The organism is Methylobacterium sp. WL120, assembly GCF_008039465.1.
Classification (GTDB): Bacteria; Pseudomonadota; Alphaproteobacteria; order Rhizobiales; family Beijerinckiaceae; genus Methylobacterium; species Methylobacterium cerastii.
In genome coordinates this window covers 68,255-91,434 of sequence record NZ_VRUT01000003.1, presented here as the reverse complement: position 1 = coordinate 91,434, position 23,180 = coordinate 68,255, and the positions used below count along the sequence as shown (strand labels likewise).

At 62.4% G+C, this 23,180-nt stretch carries 19 protein-coding genes and 1 pseudogene; 10 read left to right on the top strand and 10 right to left on the bottom strand.

Translation table 11 applies throughout. The features are described from left to right. A partial coding sequence (locus tag FV229_RS01490; protein WP_187275021.1) for a CheR family methyltransferase occupies positions 1–1,571 on the top strand: 1,571 nt, incomplete at its 5' end. Positions 1,572–1,897: 326 nt separating this feature from the next. Here FV229_RS01490 and FV229_RS01485 read toward each other — a convergent pair. Next, on the bottom strand, positions 1,898–2,758 hold the full coding sequence (locus FV229_RS01485; RefSeq protein WP_147750237.1) for a hypothetical protein: 861 nt from the start codon (positions 2,756–2,758) through the stop codon (positions 1,898–1,900). 279 nt (positions 2,759–3,037) lie between these two features. Between FV229_RS01485 and FV229_RS01480 the strand changes: the two genes are divergently transcribed. Continuing rightward, positions 3,038–3,820 (top strand): hypothetical protein, encoded by a 783-nt coding sequence (locus tag FV229_RS01480; RefSeq protein WP_147750236.1) that lies wholly within the window; start codon positions 3,038–3,040, stop codon positions 3,818–3,820. A gap of 236 nt (positions 3,821–4,056) precedes the next feature. Here FV229_RS01480 and FV229_RS01475 read toward each other — a convergent pair whose 3' ends face one another. After that, a complete protein-coding gene (locus FV229_RS01475) occupies positions 4,057–4,521 on the bottom strand; it encodes a hypothetical protein (protein WP_147750235.1) in 465 nt (154 codons plus the stop codon). Positions 4,522–5,248: 727 nt separating this feature from the next. Between FV229_RS01475 and FV229_RS01470 the strand changes: the two genes are divergently transcribed. The 4 genes from FV229_RS01470 (at position 5,249) to FV229_RS01455 (ending at position 10,339) form a co-directional block, all read left to right on the top strand. After that, positions 5,249–5,848, top strand: coding sequence for a hypothetical protein (locus FV229_RS01470; RefSeq protein WP_147750234.1), 600 nt, complete (start codon positions 5,249–5,251; stop codon positions 5,846–5,848). Positions 5,849–6,071: 223 nt separating this feature from the next. Continuing rightward, entirely contained in the window at positions 6,072–7,823 is a 1,752-nt protein-coding gene (locus FV229_RS01465; RefSeq protein WP_147750233.1) for a hypothetical protein, read from the top strand. A gap of 68 nt (positions 7,824–7,891) precedes the next feature. Then, positions 7,892–9,154: a hypothetical protein gene (locus FV229_RS01460; RefSeq protein WP_147750232.1), complete on the top strand. Its 1,263-nt coding sequence runs from the start codon at positions 7,892–7,894 to the stop codon at positions 9,152–9,154. A 282-nt stretch (positions 9,155–9,436) separates the two neighbouring features. Continuing rightward, complete coding sequence (locus tag FV229_RS01455; protein ID WP_147750231.1) at positions 9,437–10,339, top strand: hypothetical protein; 903 nt, start codon at positions 9,437–9,439, stop codon at positions 10,337–10,339. 53 nt (positions 10,340–10,392) lie between these two features. Here FV229_RS01455 and FV229_RS01450 read toward each other — a convergent pair whose 3' ends face one another. Next, the gene (locus FV229_RS01450; protein ID WP_187275023.1) at positions 10,393–10,749 is read right to left on the bottom strand and encodes a DUF2958 domain-containing protein; all 357 of its coding nucleotides are present in this window, start codon (positions 10,747–10,749) and stop codon (positions 10,393–10,395) included. Between the two features lie 276 nt (positions 10,750–11,025). Here FV229_RS01450 and FV229_RS01445 point away from each other — a divergent pair, with 276 nt between their 5' ends. Next, positions 11,026–12,477, top strand: a complete 1,452-nt coding sequence (locus FV229_RS01445; protein WP_147750229.1) for a sensor domain-containing diguanylate cyclase — start codon at positions 11,026–11,028, stop codon at positions 12,475–12,477. Between the two features lie 175 nt (positions 12,478–12,652). Here the strand turns inward: FV229_RS01445 and FV229_RS01440 are convergent. Together FV229_RS01440 and FV229_RS01435 are read right to left on the bottom strand one after the other, a co-directional pair. Then, a pseudogene (locus tag FV229_RS01440) lies at positions 12,653–12,961 on the bottom strand (transposase); the annotation flags it as partial. 91 nt (positions 12,962–13,052) lie between these two features. After that, entirely contained in the window at positions 13,053–13,682 is a 630-nt protein-coding gene (locus tag FV229_RS01435) for a FecR family protein (RefSeq protein WP_147750228.1), read from the bottom strand. A gap of 60 nt (positions 13,683–13,742) precedes the next feature. Between FV229_RS01435 and FV229_RS01430 the strand changes: the two genes are divergently transcribed. Both FV229_RS01430 and FV229_RS01425 read left to right on the top strand, forming a co-directional pair. Continuing rightward, the gene (locus tag FV229_RS01430) at positions 13,743–13,949 is read left to right on the top strand and encodes a hypothetical protein (RefSeq protein WP_147750227.1); all 207 of its coding nucleotides are present in this window, start codon (positions 13,743–13,745) and stop codon (positions 13,947–13,949) included. 305 nt (positions 13,950–14,254) lie between these two features. Continuing rightward, positions 14,255–14,650, top strand: a complete 396-nt coding sequence (locus FV229_RS01425; RefSeq protein ID WP_147750226.1) for a DUF3307 domain-containing protein — start codon at positions 14,255–14,257, stop codon at positions 14,648–14,650. A gap of 12 nt (positions 14,651–14,662) precedes the next feature. Here the strand turns inward: FV229_RS01425 and FV229_RS01420 are convergent, their stop codons facing one another. Next, positions 14,663–16,816: an adenylate/guanylate cyclase domain-containing protein gene (locus FV229_RS01420; protein ID WP_147750225.1), complete on the bottom strand. Its 2,154-nt coding sequence runs from the start codon at positions 16,814–16,816 to the stop codon at positions 14,663–14,665. A gap of 170 nt (positions 16,817–16,986) precedes the next feature. On the opposite strand from FV229_RS01420, the gene FV229_RS01415 reads away from it, so the two are divergent. Beyond that, positions 16,987–18,261 carry an EAL domain-containing protein gene (locus tag FV229_RS01415; RefSeq protein ID WP_187275020.1) on the top strand — a complete coding sequence of 425 codons (1,275 nt, stop codon included), beginning with the start codon at positions 16,987–16,989 and terminating at the stop codon, positions 18,259–18,261. 299 nt (positions 18,262–18,560) lie between these two features. Here FV229_RS01415 and FV229_RS01410 read toward each other — a convergent pair whose 3' ends face one another. Genes FV229_RS01410 through FV229_RS01395 form a run of 4 tightly spaced genes read right to left on the bottom strand, consistent with a single transcriptional unit; the run spans position 18,561 to position 23,133 of the window. Next, complete coding sequence (locus FV229_RS01410) at positions 18,561–19,604, bottom strand: SLAC1 anion channel family protein (protein WP_147750223.1); 1,044 nt, start codon at positions 19,602–19,604, stop codon at positions 18,561–18,563. 41 nt (positions 19,605–19,645) lie between these two features. Beyond that, a complete protein-coding gene (locus tag FV229_RS01405; protein ID WP_147750222.1) occupies positions 19,646–20,440 on the bottom strand; it encodes an SDR family NAD(P)-dependent oxidoreductase in 795 nt (264 codons plus the stop codon). Positions 20,441–20,453: 13 nt separating this feature from the next. Then, on the bottom strand, positions 20,454–22,676 hold the full coding sequence (locus tag FV229_RS01400) for a molybdopterin cofactor-binding domain-containing protein (protein WP_147750221.1): 2,223 nt from the start codon (positions 22,674–22,676) through the stop codon (positions 20,454–20,456). Between the two features lie 10 nt (positions 22,677–22,686). Next, a complete protein-coding gene (locus FV229_RS01395) occupies positions 22,687–23,133 on the bottom strand; it encodes a (2Fe-2S)-binding protein (protein ID WP_147750220.1) in 447 nt (148 codons plus the stop codon). Positions 23,134–23,180 lie beyond the last annotated feature (47 nt).

Sequence of the window (23,180 nt, the reverse complement as noted above, 5' to 3'; positions counted from 1 at the left end):
CGGCGTGCTCGACCGGCGAGGAGGTTTACTCCCTCGCCATCCTCCTGCGCGAGCACATGCTCACCCTGGCAGATCCGCCACGCGTGCAAATCTTCGCCACCGACATCGACGAGCGCTCGCTCACGGTTGCCCGGACCGGCCTCTATCCGAGGACCTACCTGTCCGCCGTCTCACCCGAACGGATCGCGCAGCACTTCGTCTCCGAAGGCGAAAGCGCGGTGGTCGCTAAGGCAGTGCGCGACCTTTGCACCTTCGCCCCGCACAGCGTGCTGCGCGACCCACCGTTCTCACGTCTTGATCTCGTCTCCTGCCGCAACCTGCTGATCTACCTCGGCGTCGAAGCCCAGCAGCAACTGATGCCGGTGCTGCACTACGCCCTACGCCCGCGCGGCTACCTATTCATCGGGATGGCTGAGAACGTAACGCGCTTCGAGGATCTGTTCGAGACGATCGACAAGCGGAACCGCATCTTCCAGGCCCGCGACGCGATCCCGCCGGCCCGGTTGCCGCCGATGTCCGGGCCGGACACGCCGATCTTCGCGGGTGCCGGCCAGCCGTACCGGCGCAACGTCACGACGCACACGGCCCTGCGGCACACGGTCGAGACGCTGATGCTCTCCGAGTTCACGCCGCCCCACGCGGTCGTGACACGGACGGGCGAGGCCGTGCACTACTCGTCGCGGATCGGCGATCACCTGGAGGTCGTACCGGGCCAGCCGACCCGGGAGCTGGCCGCAATGGCTCGCAAGGGCCTGCGGCTGGATCTGCGGACGGCGCTGCGCGAGGCGATCGAGGGCAACACCCGGGTCGTGCGCGACAGCATCAGCGTCGAGATGCCGGACGGCCGGCTCCAGACGATCTCATTGGTCGTCAAGCCGCTGAACACGGCCGGCGCGACCGAGCCATTGTTCCTGGTCGTGTTCAATGAAGCCGCTGCGCCCGCCGTGAAGGAGCGGCACGCCCTGGAAGCGAACGAGCGGGACACGGCGTTCCAGGGCCTGGAACGCGAGTTGAGCATGACGCGCGAGCGGTTGCAGGGCGTGATCGAGGAGTACGAGACCTCCCTTGAGGAACTCAAATCCTCGAACGAGGAGCTGTACTCCGTCAACGAGGAAATGCAGGCCGCCAACGAGGAGCTGGAGGCTTCGAAGGAGGAGACGCAGTCTCTGAACGAGGAGCTCCAAACGGTAAATTCCGAGCTGACATCCAAGGTCGAGGCCATCGATCAGATGAGTGACGACCAGTCCACGCTGTTCGAGGGCATGAACGTCGCCAGCGTGCTCCTGACGCCGGATCTCCACATCCGGATGTTCACCGCCGCCGCGGCGCAAATCTTTGGCCTTCAGCCGGGCGACGTCGGTCGGCCCCTGCGCAACTTTTCGTCGCCGATCCCCCTGACGTGGCTGTTGGACGAGATCCCGACGGTGCTAGCGACGAGCCGGCCCTCCGAGCGGACGATCGAGAGCGCAGACGGCGCCCGCTACCATGTCCGGTTGATGGCCTCGTCCCGGAAGGGCAGCCGGATGCCCGGGATCGTCGCGAACTTCACAAACCTCCTGGAGCAGGGATGAATGAGGAGTTTGGGCTCCGCGTCCAGGACCTCGGCTGCCTGCCCGCGTTGGCGTAACAGCGATAAAGTTGCCAGCTTCACACGGGTGGCATGCTGAGCGTCGAGATCCGAAAACGTCGGCAGGTCTCGGAGCGTCGGTCCCTCCGATCACGCTCCGAGCCGAGCGCTACATCCCACCAACGTCCATCGCCCAGGCCGTCAACCTTCCTCCCATGCGTCCACCCCCAGGTGTCATAGGCCCTGCCCGCTCGTCGGAAGCGACCCGTTGACGAGAGCTTCAGCCCAATCGATCGGATATCTGGAGCGGCGACGTTATAGACGCGGCGCTCAATGGCTCCACAAAACCTCCTTCACTGCGCAACTTGTGATGCTGCGCCCTGCGAAAAGCTGGGTGTTGTAGAGCGTGACGTGCTGCCAAGGAGGTACGATGTAGCTGGTGCCGTCCGCGTACAGAGGAATCACCCGCAGATCCTGCTTGTGTGGCTGGCTGCCGCTCGCGGCGTTGAGGACCCAGCAGGAAAAACTTACCCGCGTGAGGCTGGCATCCTGGCGCGTGTTGGTGACCTCGAACACGTAGTGGTTGTCTCGGTCCTTGGCGTAGGTGAACGCGGGTTTGAACACTGGGTCCCCGTAGAAGTCAGCGGAGCCGATCTCGCAGGTGGTGAGCTGCATGCTCATGCCGGGCTCCCACAGGAGCCCGGAGCTACTCAGCAGGGGTTGCTCCACCCCCTCCCCTGGTGCCAGCCATCCACCGGCGCCCACTGAAATCTCTCGCACCCGCTGGCTGGGTGTACCGTTGGCGAACACCGGCGTGCATTGGACCATCGCCAGGCGCAACCAGTCCCGGGGGTGCCGATTGGTGATGCGTCCATAGAGCTGAGACCCTTCAATCCGTGTCACCAGGCCGACGGGGGCATTAGTGCCGTAGCGTTGGAAGGCTCCGCTGGGTTTGATCTCACGCTGCAGTATCTGCTCGCTGAACCCCATCGCCATGGGGAGCGCTCCTACCACCAAGAGCATGAGGATGGAGCTGCCGAGGACGCCCGCCACGAGGATGAGAAAGCCCGCGCCGAACACCAACGCGCCGAGGATGATGAACTCGTACAAGTAGGGGGCGAATGGATCGAGGCCGGAGTACCAAGCTGCGAGCGTGCCGATGGCCGTGCTCGTGAGCCAGAGCCGGATCATTCCTTATCCTCGCGTCGTTGGAGGATCAGATGGGCAAACCCACTCCGAGTGCTGCCCCCTCCTCACAAACCGACAGCTGTCATCCCGCGCCCAGGAAGCCCCAGCATCGGCGGGGCGCGGGTTCAGCGCCCCAGCAGCCCGGGAGCTGTTCAAGCGTGTGGGTGAGCGTCCTGGAGCTGGGCTGATAACTCTGGCCATCGCCGCTGGGGCGGTGGCACATATTCGCTCATGTCCACGCTCATCCATCCCCCTGTCTGGGGCCTCCTCACCCGATCCAGCTTGGATGCCCTGTTGGAGCTGTCGGCCGGAGGAATGCCGGAGGTGATCACCGTCGATGCCACGGCTGATGCCGCGATGGCCGCGCCACTGGTTGGTATCACGCGCTTGATGATCCAGCGGGCTCAGGCTCTCGCTGGCCTCACGCTGACCGCCACGGGTGCGCTGAGCCGCGCCGACGTTCGCGCGCTCTTCGATGCCATGACCTGGCCCGGCTATGACAAGGCCCAGGTCCTCTCGATGAACAAGGTGCTCAACGAGATCGATGTGATGCCCGTGGAGGCCACCCGGATCATCGCGCAAACTGCCAAGTTGCTTCGCAAACGGCAGCGGCGGCTGCTGGTGACCAAAGCTGGTGCAACGCTTGTTCGTGACGACCAAGCTGCGAATCTGTTCCGTTGCCTGTTCGAGACGATGTTCTGGCGCGTCAACCTTGGCTATTTCGACCGCGTGCCTGTGGAGGCCTGGCCGCAGAACCATATCGGCATCGTGCTGTGGTGCCTTTCCGTCATGTCGCCGGAATGGGTCGCTCGCGAAGACCTGATGCGCAGCTGTACGGTTTGGGACCCCGCGCTGGACTACGGCCTGGCGGATTTCGCCGGCTTCGCTTTCGAGAGCCGGGTGCTGCGGCCGCTGACGTGGCTGGGTCTGTTCGAAACACGCCTGGTGGGTGATGTGAGCGCCCCATCGTGGCGGCGTGACCGGCAATACCGGAAAGCCCCACTGTTCGATCGGGCAATCCGGTTTCGGGTTGAGCTCGACAAGCCGGTGGGCCTCGCGCACTGATTGGTCGCCAGGGGAGGCCTGTGAAGGCCGTTGGCAGCGGCGCGGTCGCCGGATCTTGACGTTCTGCGCGCAAGTAGCTGGCGACGACATTGGCTCGCCTAAGCTCTTGAGAATACGCTCATAAAAATTGCTAAAATGCAGCCTTTCGCCGTATGCACGGTGGGCAACGTACCCGTGGCAGAAGGAGCGGTGAGCAGCATAATTTGCGGTGCTGCTCACCGTCGCTCCCGGAGCGATCAAGCTGCCTTGCGCTTGCGACGCTCCGCCATCATCAACCCCCGTGCCTCGGCGGCGGTTGCGATCTGAGCGTCCAGCTCCCCCGCGCGTACCGCTTCGATCAGCGTATCGATGACCGACGGCAGCTTATCGAGCGTGCCCACCTCCACCGCCTGCTTGCCCTTGGCCAGCTCTAGCGGCTTGCCGCCCACGCGAGCTGCGAAGTGAACGGTACCCGTGCCATCCTCGAACCAGCCTTTGCGCATGCGCCGACTCACCTCCACCCTCACCCGCTCGCCCGCCTCGTTCCTGCGGCTCACGAGGTTCTTGGGTGGCGTGTAGAGTTCACCGGCCACCACCGCGCTGGCGAAGGCCCGCTGATCAGCCAGGCTGCCGAGCAGCTTGTCACGAGCCCGCGCTAACGGATCGCCAGCTGTGACGATAGGGGCGGCGTTGCTGAGCTTGAGCGTCTTAAGCACCGACATCTGCGTCTCCGTTGGATCCCGTGTGGATCTCATGCCGGGACGCTACTGCCGTCGTCCTGCCGTTCAACCGATGATTGCGTCTAGCCCTCGCTTTGTGTCTGAGGCGAAGCCTAGATGTTATTTGATAGAGATTGAGCGGGAAATGCAGCATAGAAATCGTCCGCGTGTGTTTGCTTACGGCAGCTCAAGACGCTTGCCTAAGCTATTGATTTAACGCTCTGTTTTCCTCGATTTTCGCATGTTTCGAGCTGACTGCATCTCACGTTGGCGGCGCGGCACAACCTTCCCTGCCCATTAACTCAAGAACCAAATGGGTAGACTGGAAGTCCGCTCGTGGCGCTCCATGGAGCGACAGCGAAATGGCGCTACGAGCAGCCCTCGTCTGATGGCGAAAGCCAGCAAGACGAGGAGCGCAGCGCATCGACGTTCGACGGGGTCGCGAGTGGCTTGCGAGCAGAGCGAGCAAGGCACGACGCGAAACGTCGTATGTCAGGACGGCTATGCCTGATCTAGTTGGGAGCAATGTGAGTGCGTCTATACTACTTCTACGAAGTAGTATGGATGTAATCTATTACTTTCCATCTAGGTCAGTATTGCCTCCTATAAATATACATACAAGTAACCTATTGCCATGCTATCAATAATAACGGTCAACAGACGGATAGTCCGCCCGAACGTCGACATATCACCTGTCAATCGAAATCATATATAAAAAAGGAGAAGGATCATGAAGAGCACGTCAATCGATGAAAAGGTCTACGCATTCCTACACAACAGATATACCGCAAGCAAAGATTATCAGGAGGGCCAGAACCGAATATTCAATATCAGTTTTAACGAGTATTGCAAGATATGGAAGCGCAGTCTATATCAGCTTGCGCGATTAAAGGAGCGTATTCTGATGAACGATGCTTGGGAATTCATGGCCAGTGACGACGGTTATGTCCTGACCTGGAAAGACAAGGCAGCCTTCAAGGCGGGCATCATCAACGCGGAAACCATGGAGATTAAAACTCGAAAGAAGAGCAAGCGGGTATGCCATATGCAACCGGGTGAGACCCATCGACCCGAGAGTATCGAAAAGATCCGGAAAGCCAGAACCGGAACAATGCAGTCCCCATCGGTACGCCAAGCCATCGGTAGAGCTCTCAAGGGTCAGCCCAAGAGTGCTGAGCACAAAGCCAAGATGAAAGCTGCGGCTCTGGCTCGGCACGCGAGGCGGCGGGAGCAAACCCAAAATCCCATCGAGACAGAGAGCGACTTTCCGTTCAACGGAAAGTCGTCAGTTAACCAACTAACTGCACTTAGTCAGATTCCAATCCAATAATATGTAAAACAGTGCTTGACGAACCGATAAGACGTGATATTTTTACATTTGACTGCGCGGGCCGATTCTCTTGCCTACGCAATCGATTGGTTGGCGGTGGCAGCTTGCTGCGCACCCGGAGCCGCGAGGTCCATCCAACCACCAAAACTTCCGCACGTGAGCGGCTGTTTTGACGTGCTGCCAATCCTGGCGGCGCGGCAATCGATTGTGTTTGGAGATTTCGATGACTGCCGTTCCCACTCAGCACGCTGCCGATCCCGCGTCCGCTCTCGCTATCATCACTGACACGAACTCTTTGTCTGCGTTAACCGCAGCCAACCAGGACCTGATCGACCACAAGGTTCCCGAAGGTGGTGCCGACCCCACCGACGCGGACCGCGCCACTTGGCAGAACTCCATCACCGCGATGGGCTCGGTTGTGGCGATCGCTCGCAACCGGTCACGATTTGCCAACTGGACAATGCTCGCGATGGCCATGCTGTTGTTCCGGCATGCGTCCAACAACCAGTTCCCGGACGCATTCGGAGAGGGCAAGTTCAAGAAGCCTGGTAGCAACCACGTGTTTGCACCAGCTGCTTCTGCGATCTTCGGCCTAAACGTTGGCGATGCCGTCAACAAGACCAATAACAGCAAGAGAGTGAACTCGCTTTGCGCGCAGTTTGACGGTTTACTGTTGGCTATTGTGGAGCAAGGCCTTAGCTTCGAAGATATGCCGTTGAGCCGCGATAGTGTTGTCCAGTTACTGAGCGTTATCGATAAGGCGGGTGGCACCAACGTTCTGGAGCGTAAGGAGGCGACTGATGATGATCAGTCGCCCCAACCCATCGCGCTGAGTGCCGAAAAGATGGGGAGAATCCTTTTTGCACGGGGCCTGTCCATATTGACTGGCATGGGCGGAGCAACGCCCAAAGTCGTGCTCCAGGCCGTGCGCCCCGACGGGACCACCGAGGAAGTGGGCGAGGTAGCTGAGAACCTGGTCACAAAGGCAGTTGCCGATCTTGCGAAGCCACTGCCCCGCACTCAGGCGCTCGGGGAAGCGATGCAGATGGGGCGATGCGTAATTGCGGAGGCCACATCAAGTGTCGCGCGACCGGGCACTGACCCGCACAATCCTCGTACTCCGCGGCGGCAGGACGAGCAGCAGATGGTGTTCCACCCTGATGGAAAGATCACCTGGAGCCTTTTGCTGCACCCCAGCAGCGTGATTGTCGAGGTACTAACACACCAACGTGACCTCATTCTGGGTGCCGCGGTTCAGGGACATACTCGGCTGGATACACAGAGGCGCAAGCGTGTGGAGGCGAACATTTTGCCGATGGAGCGCCGAGTTGTCTTTGATGTCGGTGTAGAGGCTACCGAGAGAGCGACGGGCTTCGGCAAGTTGCTGTTGTATACCGGCGCAGCCAGCGATGCCGGCGCAGGCAAGGATAGCGTTGGAGTGCTGCTTCAGGGTCTCACCGGCCCTTTACCGATGGAGCTGAGTCCCAACTTGGCCTTTCTCGCAAGCTGCGAGGCAGTACCGGCGGTGTTCCACGGCTACGCCGGTTCGTACGCGGACAACGCTGCCAAGGCAGTGAAGACCGCTACCAGGAGGGCTAATCCGCCACCGGATGTGACCATTACGATTGGTGCCATGGGATTTACGTCCAGTGGAGCCGAGGCTGACGCCCGTCCCGTCTGCATGGTGGTCGAGGAAGTTCAAGGAGCAAGCTCCGTGTCCGTCCGCCTGGACGACTATGTGGCATTCCTCAGAGCTTTTGCGGCGGTGTTCCCCGAGGTCAATGTCGGCGTGATCTGTCGGGTGGGAGACCACGGAGTTTGCTTCGAGTTCGGCACAACTAGCTCAACTTATCGAGTGTTCATCCCGCTATCTGTGAACGGCGTTCGAATGAACAGTGGCGTTCGCAAGATTGAAGATGTGAGATGGCCTAAAGGGGCTTCGCTGAAGCCTAACAACGAACCTTCGACGCTTTAACGAGCATGTAAGGGGAGCCCTTTGAAGGGTTCCCCAGACCTTTATCCTTCCTATGATTGGACACAGAAATGATCGCGCTTCATCAGCGTGCAAACAACTACGCGCGCTTTCTACCGGCCATCAACGGCACCTTCGCTCATTTTACACGCAAGCCGGCGTCCGCACATAAGCGACCGCTTCCGGCCGGTCTAACCGCCCAACAGTTGAATTTCTTGGATCCGGCGGGCCTGTTCCACTACCCCTGGGCCCTCTATACGGCCGCGGAAGGGGTCTACGACACTCAGCCTACCATGGTGAGCCATCGCGACCCCAGCACCTCGTTCCTTTTAGGCGATAGCGGCGGTTTCTCCGTAATTAGCGGAGCCGTGAAGGAGGCGCTTCAGACGTTTCGCGAACGCTCGCTAAGGTGGATTGAGATCAACTGCAATTTGGGTCTTCCCGTCGACGTGCCGACACGTGCCATCGACGCACAGCCCAATGTCTGGACCTTCTCCAAGTGCCTTAATGCCACCCTAGACAACACAGACTACGCCATCGCCAACGCCCGTGCGGGAACCCGGCTTCTAGCTGTGTACCAGGGGCGCAATCATCGGGAAGCCCGCGTTTGGGCCGATGAGATGAAGACACGGCGCATGTGGGGCATTGCGTTGGGCGGCCACACCCGCCTGGATTTCTGGTTTTGGTGCAAGACGATCAAAACGCTCATCGACGACGGCTATTTGGATCACATCCAGCACATCCACGTGCTGGGCACCACTGAGCCCGGGGTTGCTGTTCTACTTACGGCGCTCAAGCGAGCATTGCACGGATATCTGAAACGGGACGATCTCGAAGTTACCTTTGATAGCAGCCGCGCGTACAGGATCGCGCAAGCCTATGGGCAGGTCACACTAGGGCTAAAGCTGGGCATGACCGGCAACAGTGGTTCCGATAACGCCTTCGACTTCCGTTCGTTCTCCTTTCCGCAGCGTGGAGCGAAGCTGGATCGAAGCATCCGCTTTCCGTTTGACAGTCCCCTTGGTCGGCTCTGCACGCTCGGTGATTTCATGCCTGGCAGCAGTCCCGCCGTTCCGGCCTTCGATTCAGTAGGCTCCAATCTCCTCAGTCATCATGAAACCTACATGGAGCTGAGCGCCATCGAGCAGGCAAACCTCCTTTGCGACATGAATCTGAGCGCGGGATCGCTTGTTCCCTGGCATGTTCAAGAGGGCATAAGGGCGATTCATCATCTATTCGAAACTGGAAACATCTCGCATTTCGACAATCGTAAGCGACAGCTGCAGTTTTATAACAAAGGCTTGATGTGCAACGCCTTGGATGATTTCCGTTAAGCGGAAAATCTATAAGAACGATAGAATTGTACTGGCTCCGTCTCTCTGCGGATCGCGCGATTTATGTGTGGCATTTCTGTATTAAATGGGAACACAATGAGCAAAAACAGGAAAATTAAAAATGACCGAACAATCGCGTCTCCACCGGTTGCTAGCACCTTGGATGATCCGCCCACTGTGCCTCGCAATGCAGCCACCCAAGAGGCGAACGAAGTCCATTCGCCCAACACCTTATGTAAAACAACGCTTCCTCCGGATAGAGAGTCCAGTGACGAAGTGGCGATGGAGGTCGCCAAGCAATTCGGCGCATTCGTCACGTCGTTCCGCCCGCTTGATGAAATCAAATGGAGCAAGCGCAGAAAAGCTTTTGCACAGCAAATTGTAGCTTGGTTAAGCAATACGGATGTGTGTTTGCACTTCAGGTTGAGCGGATGGAGCCAAGCGGATCTGGATACCTTCGAACTTGACTATGCCGGATGCCTGAGCCGAGCCCAAAAGTTGGGAGGTTCCGTCAACCTGGTTCCAGGCGCGATGCTGATCCACAATCGTATTGAGTGCCTCAAGGCATTCTATGCGAGCGATTACGACTGGGGCATCATGATGGACGATGATGCAGTGCTCTACGAAAAGGCACAGCACAACAGCGCCTGGAGGTTATTCCCCGAGATGGCAAAGAACGGACAGGCTGCCTATGCGGAGGTCGATGTCTTCTTTCCCAACAATCCAGGCAAACCTGGCGGCGGCTTCAACGTAAAGTATTCGGCGGATCCGCAGCTATACGCGGAAAATCATGTTTTTGAACGCAACCCTGATCTCAAGGGAAGCATGTTCGTTGTTCGGAATTTTCGCAAAGCCAGGCGCCATGAGGTTTTGCCCGACCCCTCGTTCACGATTCACGGCGAGGACACCCTGTTCGCCACAGAGGCGATCAAACGCGGCTGCACCGTGATGAAATGCTGGAACATCAATCTCAAGGAGTTGGTGGGCGAGCGCGATAGCCACTTTGGTGGTGGTCGTTTCACCGCTATGCGAGAGGCGCACGTTCGTATCGCAGAGATGTACAAGGGTGATGGGCTTCGGATGCGTAAGCCAGACGACCAAAGTAGCAAGACATTGGAACGCAAGGAATTCTACGCTAAGTGCTGGAAAGCCCGGCCGACAAAGTGGACCACGCCCAAACCGTGAAGAAGCAGGGGGCCTGATCGATACAGGCCCCCCCTAAAGCTCACAGCCCGCCGTCAGCGGCGTGGGTACATTGTTGCCCCGAGGTTCAGCTCAACGATCCAGCCCGCTGCTCTCGCGTCACGCGCATATACGGAGATTGGCTGCGTACCCCGGAACGAAAGGTCGCGTTCCAAGCCAATTACGAGGCCCGCACTGATCTCTTTGAGCTCCTCCAGGCTCACGTAGCCCAGTTCGGGTTCGCCCTCGCCGAAATCGCAAAACGCGAACAGGGTGTCCCCATCCGCATCGAGCTCGCAGAGCAGCCAGGTCGCCGGCCCCATGGGGTTGAACAGCTTGACCACGGGACGGTGATCTTGGTCTAGCTCCCGGCGACCGCTGAATGGCTGCTTATGGGAAGCGCGATCGGCGATCCAGGCGGCCGAGTCGGGTCGCAAGCTGAATGACCGCACAGGGTGGATTCATGTCAGTCCGGTTTCGGGTGGTGAAACAAGAAAGCCGACGTTAGGGGTTGTTAAAAACTGGCCGCGAGTTGAGCGGCCTGTTTGAGCATGAGGCAGACGAAGGTGACGATATAGAGTGTGCTCTGTGATAGGCCGCAGCACACGTCACCTTTGATTAAGTCTATTCGTCGTATTCAAACGACAGCACCTTCGCTTCAGTGGGCTGCACACGGGCGACAGGGAAACATGTCGGACACACAGCGCGAGGCGTTGCGCCAACAGGCGCTCGCCGAGATCGACCTCCTCGACACGCCGCCCGAGCGCGAGTTCGACGCCCTCGCCAAGCTCGCCCAACGCATGCTCGGGACCGGAATGTCCTCGATCACCCTGGTCGCCCCGGAGCGGCAGTGGTTCAAGGCGCGCTGTGGGCCCCTGGCGGCCGAGACCCAGCGGGCCCAGGCGTTCTGCCCCATCGTGTTCGAGACCGAGGCGCCGCTGATCGTCGCCGACACCACCCTCGACCCGCGCTTCGCGACGAGCCTGTTCGTCACGCGCGCACCGCACATCCGCTACTACGCCGGCGTTCCGGTCCGCGTCCGGCGCCCCGACGGCGACAGGGTCACGGTCGGAACGCTCTGCGTCCTCGACGAGCAGCCCCGCGCACAGACGGCGGCCGACCTCGACATCCTCACCGAGCTGGCCTGCGTCGCCGAAGCGTTGATCGAGGCCCGGACCCTCGCCATCCGCGCCGCGGAGGTGGCCGAGGAGCACCGGATGGCGGTCGAACGCCTGGAACGCGAGCGTCGCCAGTTCAAACGGGCCGAGCGCATGGCCGACATGGGATCGTACCGATACGACATCGAGAAGCGATCCCTGACTTGGTCGGACGGCGTCTTCGCCATCCATGAGCTGCCCGTCGGCGGCGCCGCGCCGGCCGGCGACGTCATGGACGCCTTCCCCGAGCCCGACCGTACGGCGTTCAGGGCCGCGGTGATGCGCACCCTGGACACCGGCGAGCCGTTCGAGCTGGAGGCCGACCTCGTGACCGCCAAGGGCAATACGCGGCGCGTGCGATGCTCCTGCGAGACCGAGCTGGCCAAGGGCAAGCCCGCCGCCCTCATCGGGTTGATCCAGAATATCACCGAGCGGCACGGGCTAGAGACGCGGCTTCGGCACCAAGCCCGCACCGACGACCTGACGCAGCTGGCCAACAGGGCCGAGTTCCACCGCGTCCTCGATGCGCGGCTGCACGAGGCGCGGGCTGCCGACGGCGACGTCGGCGTCCTCCTGATCGACCTCGACGGCTTCAAAGGCGTGAACGATGCCCTCGGCCATGCAGCGGGCGACGCCGTGCTGCGCCGCGTCGCCGAGCGCCTGCGCAAAGCCGGCTACGAGCGGTATTTTCCGGCGCGCCTGGGTGGCGACGAGTTCGCCGTCGTCGTCCCCCAGGACCTCGGTCGCGCGGACCTGGACCGCATGGTGCGGCGCCTCCTGCACGACCTAGAGATTGTCATGGACGGACAGGGCCACATCGCCCGGGTGACGGGAACGATCGGCATCGCGTGGTCCAGCGAAGCGTCGCACGATCGCGACGCCGTCCTGCGCCACGCCGATGCGGCGCTCTATGTGGCCAAGCGCACGCGCAAGGGCACGGCGCAGACTTACCAGCCCAAGCCGGACCCGCGGCAGGTCGCTTAAGCGAACGTAATTACCCATCCCGGTGATAGCTGGGTTGAGGCGCCGAGGGTTTTGAGGGAAGTGCTCAAGGGGCTTCTGCCTGTGAGGCGGGCGGTATCGACGACGGCGGGGATGGTAGCTTCGCCCTCGGCAGCTCACATCGCGCGATAGCAATTGGTGAACTTCTTCTGGTGCCGCCCTCGATGCGCACGCCGGTCTCGTCCGAGGCGACCGCCGCGGCCCGACGTAGGGTCAAGAAGGCCTCTTCGCGGCCGGAACGGAAGCGTGTTTGCGCTCGACGAAGCAGGTTCATCAGCCCGAACTGGCTGAGCGTCAAACCGAACAGGTTGGACAACACCGCATGCAGCTGCTCGTAGGACAGCGCTTGGAAGGTCTTTAGATGTGTCGCCACCGCGTGGAGCCGTGGGACGAAGGGCGGCCCGCGCGCCGCCTCCGGTACCGGCGCGACGACCCGAACCCTACACGTCGGGCAGTGCACGGCCAGCGGATTGACCGAACATAAAGCGTTGGATCTGGTCGGCGTAAGATCAGTACGCCGACCATATTAGGTCACAATTTAGGGTCAGATCGACCGATCACTGCACCTTGGCAAAGCTGACCGTCTGCACAGCACGGGTTGTGCGATCCTCGGGCCACGGGCCGGCCTCCATCGGAGCCTTGTTGTTGTAGATCATCGTGCCTTGGCCCTTCTTCAGGAGCACCTTACCGCGCTTGGTGGTGACTTCAACCTCACCATCGAGCACCAACACGCCATAACCCTTGTCGATCTGGCCACCCCAGACGGTGGTGCCGCGCACGCCCAACGTACCGACTGGGGTCTCTATGACGACGTTGCCGCCCGTCGGTCCTTCGACCTTTCCGCCCACGAACAAGAAGGCGCCTTGTGCAACCTTCACGCTCATCGCCCCGCCGAGATAGCCCGGCTTGTAGACGAACTCATCGACCGTCATGCGGCCCTTCTCTCCGAGCGTTAGCACGGTGCCGTCTTCGAGCTTGGCTTCCAGCCTTGCTCCGGGGCCGGTGCGCAGTTTGTCTTTGAACAGTAATGGGCCGGTCGGCGCCAAGGCGCGCGTTTCGTGGCCCTGGCTTGCGGTCGCATCGGCCTGGACTTTTTCGATCGCGCCGATCGGTTCCGGAGCTGCGAGTGCCGGTAGTCCGGTCCCCACCATGGCAATTGTCAGGGGGACGATACAAAGTCGATTCATGAGCGCACTCCGAGCGTGGTGGCAGTAACAACGGGTTCAGGAAAACGAGCCGGTCCGGCGGTGCGTATCGAGACGTGTTCGGCGATCGGCGTCATGGATCGCGCTCTTGGTCTCGGTCGAGACAGCCGGCTGAGACGGGAGCTTGGCGATCTTCTCGACGACAGCAACAACGCTTTGCTCGCCTCGCCAAACTTTCCTCACCTGATAGATCAGGCTCCGCCCAACGATTTTCAGGACGAAACATCTGGAAGATCCAGTTCTTTTTGAACTCTAATCTTCATTGCAGAGGAAGAAACGTCTGTTACAGTAGACGGGCGATCGATACCGTCGGCAAGCCGAATGACCGCGATCCAGGAGATTTCGGCTTTCTCGTCTCGCGGTAGCTGAGGTTCGCTCATATGATGAGGCCTGGATTAGACCTAAACATCATAAAACAAATGGATTAATCAATCATCAATAAGACTGCCTGCTCGCAAATTGAAGATATCGGCTCCTATTGTCGCGCCTTCATGTTAGCACCTCATTGATGCGGACAAAGTAAAGCTGCCGGACCGCGACCAGTGGAGGGGTCCATGCCAGCCTTCGATACGACCGTTCCCCTCGGGCCGCTGACTGCGCTGCTCCTGGTCATGGCTGCCAAGCATTACCTGATCGACTTCGTCGCGCAGACCGAGTGGATGGCCCGCGGCAAGGAGCGCGTTATAGGTTGGCAAGCGCCACTCGGCGTTCATGTCGGCTCACATGCGCTTGCCACTCTCGGCATCGCGCTGCTGTTCAAGCCGACGCTCTGGTGGATCGCGCTCGTGGACTTCGTCGTTCATGGACTGATCGACCGCGGCAAGGCCGTGGCGTCGCATCGTTTGCGTTTCGCGATGACCGATCCGCGGTTCTGGTGGCTCATGGGGTTCGATCAGTTCCTGCATCAGATCACGAACGTCGCGCTCGCGTTTCTTCTCGTCCTGGGCTGACAGTGCCGGTTTTCAGGCGGCCATAAGCGCATCGCACTCGCCGGCTCTGATGCGGCGTGCGTGCAGTGCGAGGATCGGATCGTTCGGATCGGCGGCGTGCAGGCTGAGCAGATCCTGCAGCGCGCCGGCATCGCCCGCAACCATCCGACCGAACGCGTCGAGATAGTTGGCCAGCGCCCCGGTCGGCTGTGTGGAGGGTTCGAACACGTCGACACCGACCGACTTGCCCTTCAGCATCAGCGTTCCGACGGGTCTGAAGACGTGTGTCGAGACGCGTTCGACGGTGGTGCGCGCGATGCAGATCCGTGTCCCGAGGGTCTTGTTGGCCGCCTCGAGCCGTGCCGCCGTGTTGATGGCGTCTCCGTGAGCGGTGTAGTCGAAGCGCCGCGACCCGCCGAAATTCCCGACGACCGCCATCCCGGTGTTCACCCCGATGCGCGTGATGCCGAACGCGATCCCCGCTGCGCGCTGACGGAGTTTGAAGGCTTCCGCAAATGAATCGAGCGCGAGTGCGCACCGCACGGCGCGCTCGGGGTGATCGGGTTGATCGAGGGGCGCGTTGAACATGACGTGCACCGCGTCGCCGACGATCTTGTCGACCGTGCCGCCGTGCTCCATCGCGATCGAACACATCCCATCGAGGTAGTCGTTCAACAACTGAACGAGCGCCTCGGCACCCGCCGCCTCGGTCATCGCGGTGAACCCTTCGAGGTCGGTGAAGAGGAACGTCATCTCGCGGGACTCGCCGCCTAGCTTGAGCCGGGCGGGATCGCTAGCGAGCGCGGCGACGAGGTCGGGCGAAAGGTAGTGCGTGAAGGCGGCGCGCAGCCGGCGCGACGCGCGCTCCGTGCCGGCATAGCGGACCAGGATGGCTCCGGCGAAGCCGACGGCGACCGAGAGGCTGGGCAGCGTCGGGTCGAAAAGCAGGTCGGCGCGGGTGAACGCGGCCCACGCGATCAGGCTCGGAACCACGATCGTCGACGCGGCCATCAGGGCCGCCGCGCCGAAAGGCGTGAGAGCGCCGGCAAGCGCGACCGCGAGCCCAAGGAGTAGCGCCGTGCTGCGCTCTGCCCCGGATGCCCAGACCGGACGGACGAGATGCTTGCCGGTTAGAGCCTGTTCGAGGGCGATGGCGTGCAGATCGACGCCCGGCTCGAACGGGGTCATCGGTGTCGGCCGCAAGTCGGACAGGCCGACCGCGCTGGTGCCGACGAACACGGCTGCCCCCTTCACCTCGTCACGCAACTCGGCGCAGCGATCCGAGTCAAGCAGCCGCCAAGCCGAAACGGTCCGCGACGATCGCGGAGCGGGGAAGCGCAGTCGGAGCGAGCCGTCGGCATCGAGCGGGACGTCGATGTCGCCGACACGGACCGTGTACCCGGTCAGCGTCTCGCCGACGCGCTCGGCGCGCACCTTGAATGTGTCTTCGTCCTGCAGCACCCGCAACGCCTCGAGGGCGAGCGACGGCACCAAGCGACCGCCGACGAATGCGAGCATCGGCAGACGCCGGGTGATTTCATCCGTGCCGGCCTTGATCGAAAAACTGCCGTGGCCGTCCGCCGCCGCGTCGAGCACAGGTACGTTCACAACCGCACCCTTGAAGTGCGGGATCTGCTCGAAGTTGGCCGAGCCGATCACCGCGAATGCTGCGACGCGTTCCGGAAGCCCGACACGCACATCATCAATCGGCGCCAGACCCGCCACCACCCGCCCGCGCGCGAAGGCTTCAGCCAACACGGCATCGTGGTTCGGCAGCGGGGATGGCATCGCCGAGGCTTGGAAGCCGAAACGCTGTGCCCATTCCGGGATGAGGCGTGACGGCGAGGTCCGATCGGGCTCGGCAAAGACCATGTCGAGAGCGATGGCGCTGGCACCGAGATCCTGGAGCGCGGTCACGAGGTCGGCGACGACGGTGCGCGGCCACGGCCATTGGCCATGTCGGGACAAGCTTTCCTCGTCGATATCCACCACGACGACCGGGGCCGCGCTTGGCTCGCGCGGGGAGAGCCGTTGCAACGTGTCGGCGGCGAAGTTTTCCAATCGCGCGAACGGTGCTGGCAGCGCCGCAGCGAGCATAAGGAGCGCCACGATGGCGCCCGCCCCTGCGAAGCACGGGGCTGTCCATCGCTTGAGCGTTCGCGGCGAGCGGATGAGCGGTTCAGACATCGCCCTGCGGTCTCCCCATCCGGCTTCCGGAGACCATCGCAAGCCGACGCTGATAAGCGATTAAGAATGCGGATCGACGGCGAAGAAGGCAGCATCTCTTTTGCTTGGCTTAAACATTTGTCCGCTACAGGCTTTTAGACGGTAGAAACGGCCGTTCGGGGTGCCCGGTGGTGAACGCGCTGTACACGATACTCGACCGCAGGCTGGTGCCGGCAGGAACGCTCCTGTTCGCAGCTGGCCAGCCCGGGGATGCGGCTTACCTGATTGTCAGTGGCCGGCTTGAAGTCTTCCTGGAGCGGCCGGACGGAGATCTTGTCCTGGCTCAACGCGGCCCGGGCGAGATCGTCGGCGAAATGGCGATTCTGGACAAGCGTCCGCGTTCGGCTTCCGTGCGCGCGTTGGAAGACAGCGCCCTGGTCGCAATCACCGAGGAGCAGCTCGCACACCGCATCGCCGAGACCGATCCGATCCTTTGTATGTGCCTCGGTGTCGTGCTGGATCGATACCGCGAAACCGTTGCCTTGCTCGAACATATGAAGGGCTCGGCGCCACCACCTGCCGAAGCCAAGTCGCATTCGCCGAGCGGACCGACCGCGAACGACGCGTTCACGTCCGCGCTGAACACGCTCGTCCTCGAGCGTGAGATCCGCGATGGCGTGAGAGCTGGTCAATTCGAAATGCACTATCAGCCGATCGTTCGTCTGTCTTCTCGACGGCTGGCCGGCTTCGAGGCATTGATGCGCTGGCGCCATCCACACCGTGGAATGGTCCCACCGGTCGAGTTCATTCCGGTTGCCGAAGCGTCCGGATTGATCAGCGAGCTCACCGCCTTCGCCCTCGCAGAAGCCGGGCGCGTGCTACCGGAGTTCATGCTCGCCGCGATGCGGAACCTGTCTTGGATCGAAAACCAGCTGTTCATGAGCGTGAACGTGTCCGGCCACGATTTGGCCGCCGCCTCGTTCCCCCAGCTGATCGCCGATCTTATCGCCCGGACCGGAATCGAACCCGATCGGCTCAAGATCGAAGTTACGGAAAGCCTACTAATGCGAGATCCCGAGCGCGCGGCTGCAGCTTTGGCAGAATGCCGGCAGGCAGGCCTCGGTGTCGCCATCGACGACTTCGGGACAGGATACTCCAGCTTGAGTTACCTGAGCACGCTGCCGATCACGACCCTCAAGATCGACCGAGCTTTCGTGCGTACCCTCCTGACTGATCGCACCAGTCGCCGTATCGTTCAGACCATCCTGCGCCTAGCCGACGATTTGGAGATCCCCGTCGTCGCAGAAGGTATCGAGCAGGTAGAAGAAGCGGATCTGCTGACCGAGATGGGCTGCGCCCTTGGTCAGGGCTATCTCTTCGGCAAGCCCATGCCGCTCCACTCCGCCATCGCGACGACCTGCGGTTGGGCCGCGGCTGCCCCCATGGAGCGGCGTGCACAAATCTAATTCCTGAATTATTTCTATTCTGCGGACGATCGACCGCTCGCTCCTAAAACCGCAAGGCCAATAGACGACGATGGCAATGTTATATAACTTAATTTAAAGCAAGTATAGAAAATCTTATTGTGCTGCTTATCGAATGCCAGTCTTATGTCCGCTCACGGGCAGCGCTGGCAGCAGTCTGAACGACAATGTTGGGTCGGGATCGGAATGGCTGCTAGGGGTGGATTTCTGTCAGTCCGCTTTTTGATGAGAAGTGGTGAGAGCCGACATCGGATGAGCAACCGGAGTTCGGCGATTGGCCGTCATAGCGTCAGTGTCCGCAGCTCTCCACGAGCTAAGCCGATCAAGGTTCGGACGAGCAGCCAGCTGATGACTAGCGTGGCTAGCCCGAGCAGGGCCAGGGCAAGGCCGTCGGTCGCCGGAGCCGGTTCCGCCGTCGCGACGCGCAGAGCCGCGACCGCTGTTGCGGCGAGCGGGAAGCTCACGCCCCACCAGGAGACGCGGAAAGGGCAGGCGCGACCGAACCGGGCGAGCTTCGGCAGCAGCACGGCGAGCAGGAACAGTGCGATTGCGAAAAGCGACTTAGCGAAGAGATCGATTGCGCCCGTCGTGGCAACATAGGCAGAGAAGCCGACCGCGAAGGGTGCCACGAGGATCAGGAGCGATGGCTGCAAGGCTGCAGGCAGCGGCGCCTCGAACAGGAGGCGGGACAGGATCAGCGTGAACAGAGGCACGGCGAAGAACAGCCCCACCGCCAGCCCGAAGATCATCACTCCCTGCATCGGCGGGAGACCGAGCCCCGGAAGGGCCAGGGGTACATCGAGCAGGCCGACCACCGGTACGATCCAGGCCGGCGTCGCATGCGCCGCCTGCTGCCGATCGCTCAGCCAGCGCGTCACGATCAGCCACGCGAACAGCGTCATGCCGATGGCGCCGGCGATCCACAGCGCGCGCGCTAGCGTGAGGCTGATGGGCGCCAAGGGGATCGGCAGCAGGAGCAGGCTGATGAGCGGCGTGCCGAACAGGTTGCCGGCGATGGGGTGGCGGAACTCCGCCAGCACGGCCTCACGGGCGATGACGGCCTTGGCAGCATAGCCCGCCGCAATAGCGAGGAAGGCCGTTGAGGCTATCAGCGCGATGGCCTCGCCGACCCAGGACGGCAAGCCATATCGCGCATGGGCGAGCCGCCACGCGACGCTCAGTCCCGTCAGGCCCATCACCGCCGCGAACAGGCCGACCGGCAATGCCTCGATCTGCCGCCAGCCTCCCGGCAGAGGGGGCTGGTCCGGGTCACGATGGGCGGTCAGCGCGGCTTCGCTCGGCTCGCCTTCGACGACCTGCAGCATGGACGAACTCCTACTCAACGAGGCATCGAATTGTTCGCGCGTTAGCCGAGACCATACCGGGAGGCCGGCATGCTGCGGGAGAGGTTGGGACCAAGTCGGAACCGGGCGGCTTCGAGCGCTTGCCAATCACCAAGATCGGGGAGCGAGGGAATCGTAACGGTCTCGCCCGCATCGAGGCCGGCTAGGGCTGCCGCCACGAGGTCACTCGCTTCCATGATCATCTCGGAAGGAATCTGCCCGATATCTGCGCCCGTCCGGTCAAAGAAGTTGGTTCGGGTGACGCCGGGCAGCACCGCCTGGAACCGTACGCCCTTGCCGGAGAGTTCAGCGCCGAGCCCCTGCGTCAGTGCCAGGACGAAGGCCTTGCTCGCCGCATAGGGGGCGTTGAAGCGCTCTGGGACGATGGCGACCGCGGAGGAGACATTGATCACTATGCCCGCTCCCCGCTCGCCGAAAGCCTTCGCCGCCGCGAGGGAAAGGGTCTGCAGCGCCCTGACGTTGAGGTCGAGCAGCCCGTCATAGAGGCTGGCGGGGCTGTCTAGGGCGGGGCCGAGCGGCCCGAGGCCGGCGCAGTTCACCAGGACGCTTAGGGCGGCATCCGTGGCGACGCGGTCCCGGACCGAGGCAAGATCCTCTGATTGGGTCAGGTCGGCCGACATGACCTCCACAGTCACGCCGGCCTCTCGGCCGAGACGCTCCGCCGCCGCACGCAGCCGGACCTTGTCGCGAGCAACGAGGATAAGGTCATGGCCTCGGGCAGCCAACTGGTCGGCGTAAGCCGCGCCGATTCCCGAGGACGCGCCCGTCACGAGCGCCGTCCCAATGTGTTGAGTCATCAAGATATCCTTATCAGACGCTGGAGAGCTTGGTGTTGGCGACTGGAAGCGCGCGGACCCGCTGGCCGGTGAGCGCCGCGATGGCGTTGAGGACGGCAGGCGGCACGCCCGGCAGACCCGGCTCGCCGACCCCGCCCATCGGCGCGCCGCTCTCGACGATGCTGACGTGGACCTTCGGCATGTGCTCGCGGCGCAGTACTGGATAGGTGTCGTAGTTCTGCGATTGCCGCACGCCGTCCCGGTAGACGATCTGCTCGAACAGAACCGAAGACAGGCCGAGCGCCGCCGCGGACTCTACCTGCGCCTTGACGATGGCCGGGTTGACGATGCTGCCGGGATCGAACGCGATCCAAAGGTTGTGGACGCGGGCTTCCCCACCCTCCACCGAGACTTCCGCGATGGTCGCCGTCTCAGATCCGAAGGGCGAGGCCATGGCGAGGCCGCGAGCGCGCATCCCACCCTCGCCACGATAGGGGCCGCGCTTCCAGCCGCCGGACATCTCGGCCACCGTCGAAAGCAGCGTCCGATGCCGGGCGCTGCCCTGGAGGAACACCATGCGCAGCGCGAACGGATCCTGCCCGCCGGCCTGGGCGACCTCGTCGAGGAAGCTCTCGTAGAACGCGTCGTTCATCGAGTGCCCGACCGAGCGCCAGAAGGCGATGTTCACCGGATGCGCGACCTTCGTAAAGGTCATTCGCCGGTTGGGCACGGCGTAGGGCTTCTCGACGATGCCCTCGACCGCTGAAGGATCGACGGGCGTCTGCATCATCATGCTGAAGTAGCGGCCGATCGGACCTTCCCCCACCGTCCTCACTTCAAGCGCCGTTGGCTGCCCCGCAGGATCGAGGGCCGCGCGGAAGCGGCTGAAGCTCAGGGGACGCACGGCGTCGCGGGCGAACTCCTCCTCCCGCGACCACAGCACCTTCACGGGGCGCCCAGTGGCCTTGGCGAGCAGGATCGCTTGCGGGAACGGATTGCTGGCTTCGTAGAAGAAATGCCGGCCGAAGAAGCCGCCAAGCATCGGCGAGTGGATGCGGACCTGTGCAAGCTGCAGTCCGGCAACCTTCGCCGACACGGTCTGGAATACCTCTGGCATCTGGTTCGGGAGCCAGACGTCGAGGGTCCCGTCGCCGTCAAAGCGTGCAATGGCCGAGGGCGGCTCCAACTGGGCATGTGCGAGATAGGGCGCCTCGTAATCGGCCTCCACCACCTTGGTGGCCTTGGCGAAGGCGGCGGCGACGTCGCCCTTCTCTTCGGCCACTTGGCCCGGATCGGCGGACGCCTTGAGAGCCGCGAGCATGATCTCGGACGAGAAGTCGGCCGCGACGGTATCGAGGCCGCTCTCTTTCGGCGCCGTCCACTCGACCTTCAGCGCCTCGACAGCCTTGCGCGCCCGCCACCAGCTGTCGGCGGCAACCGCCACCGCGCCCGGCAGGCGGTGGACTGAGTGCACGCCTAGCATGGCCCTAACCTCCGCCTCGTTGGCGAGGCCCTTTGGTTCCGTGCCAAGGCGCGGCGCGTGCTGTACGGCGGCGTAGAGCATGCCCTCGACCTTCTGATCGATGGCGTAGACGGCGCGGCCTGTGGACTTGTCCCGCACGTCGAGGCGGGGGACCGGCTGGCGGATGTAGCGGAACGTCGCCGGGTCGCGCAGGGGCACGGACTCGTTCGGCTTGAGCTTCAGGGCGTCGGCTGCGAGATCACCGTAGGACAGCGAGCGGTTCGAGGCCGCATGCATCACCACCCCGTCGCGGGTGGTAAGTTCGCCGTCCTGCACCTTGAGTTTGGCCGCCGCCGCCCGGATCATCAGGTCACGAGCGGTGGCACCGAGGCGGCGCATAGTCTCGTAGCTTGACCGGGTCGAGAAGCTGCCGCCGGTCATGCGGATGCCGTTCACGACGGCGTAGTCCGGGCCGGGCGGAGCGCATTCCACAACGAAGCGGGAGGGCGGCACGTCGAGTTCCTCGCCAACGATCTGCGCCATGCCCGTCGCGACGCCTTGGCCGCCCTCTACGAAGGGGCTGAGCAGCCTGATGGTACCGTCCGGGTGGATCTCCAGGAAGGCGGCCACCCGCGTCCCTGGCTTAGGCGCCAGGGCACCGGCACCCTCGGCAGGGCCTTGGGCCTCGGCCCGAGCTAAGCGCGCTGGCAGGAGGGCGCTAAGGACGAGGGCGCCACTGGCACTGACGAGAAAGCGGCGGCGGGACGGGGCTGCAGGGCGAAGAAGCGAGATCATGGCTTGCTCCTCAGGCAGCAGCCTGCCGCACGGCGGCAGCGATGGCGTTGTAGGTTCCGCACCGGCAAAGGTTCGTCATCGCGTCGGCGATGTCGCCTTCGGTCGGGTGCGGCGTCTGCTTCAGCAGGGCAGTGGCGGCCATGACCTGACCGGACTGGCAGTAGCCGCATTGCGGTACCTGCAATGCGACCCAAGCCTTAACGACCTTTAGGCCTACCTCGTCCTGCTCGATCGCCTCGATGGTGGTAACGGTCTGGTTGCCGACGCTCTCCAGCGGCACTTGGCATGACCGCGTCGCCTGACCGTCGAGATGCACGGTACAGGCCCCGCACTGAGCAATCCCGCAGCCGTATTTCGTGCCAGTCAGGCCGAGCGTGTCGCGCAGGACGAAGAGCAACGGAGTATCGGGCTCGGCGTCGACTGCATATTGGCGACCGTTGATCGTCAGGCTGACCATCGCAACGAATCCTTGAGAGTAAGTAGGCCCCACGGCCATGCTTACGC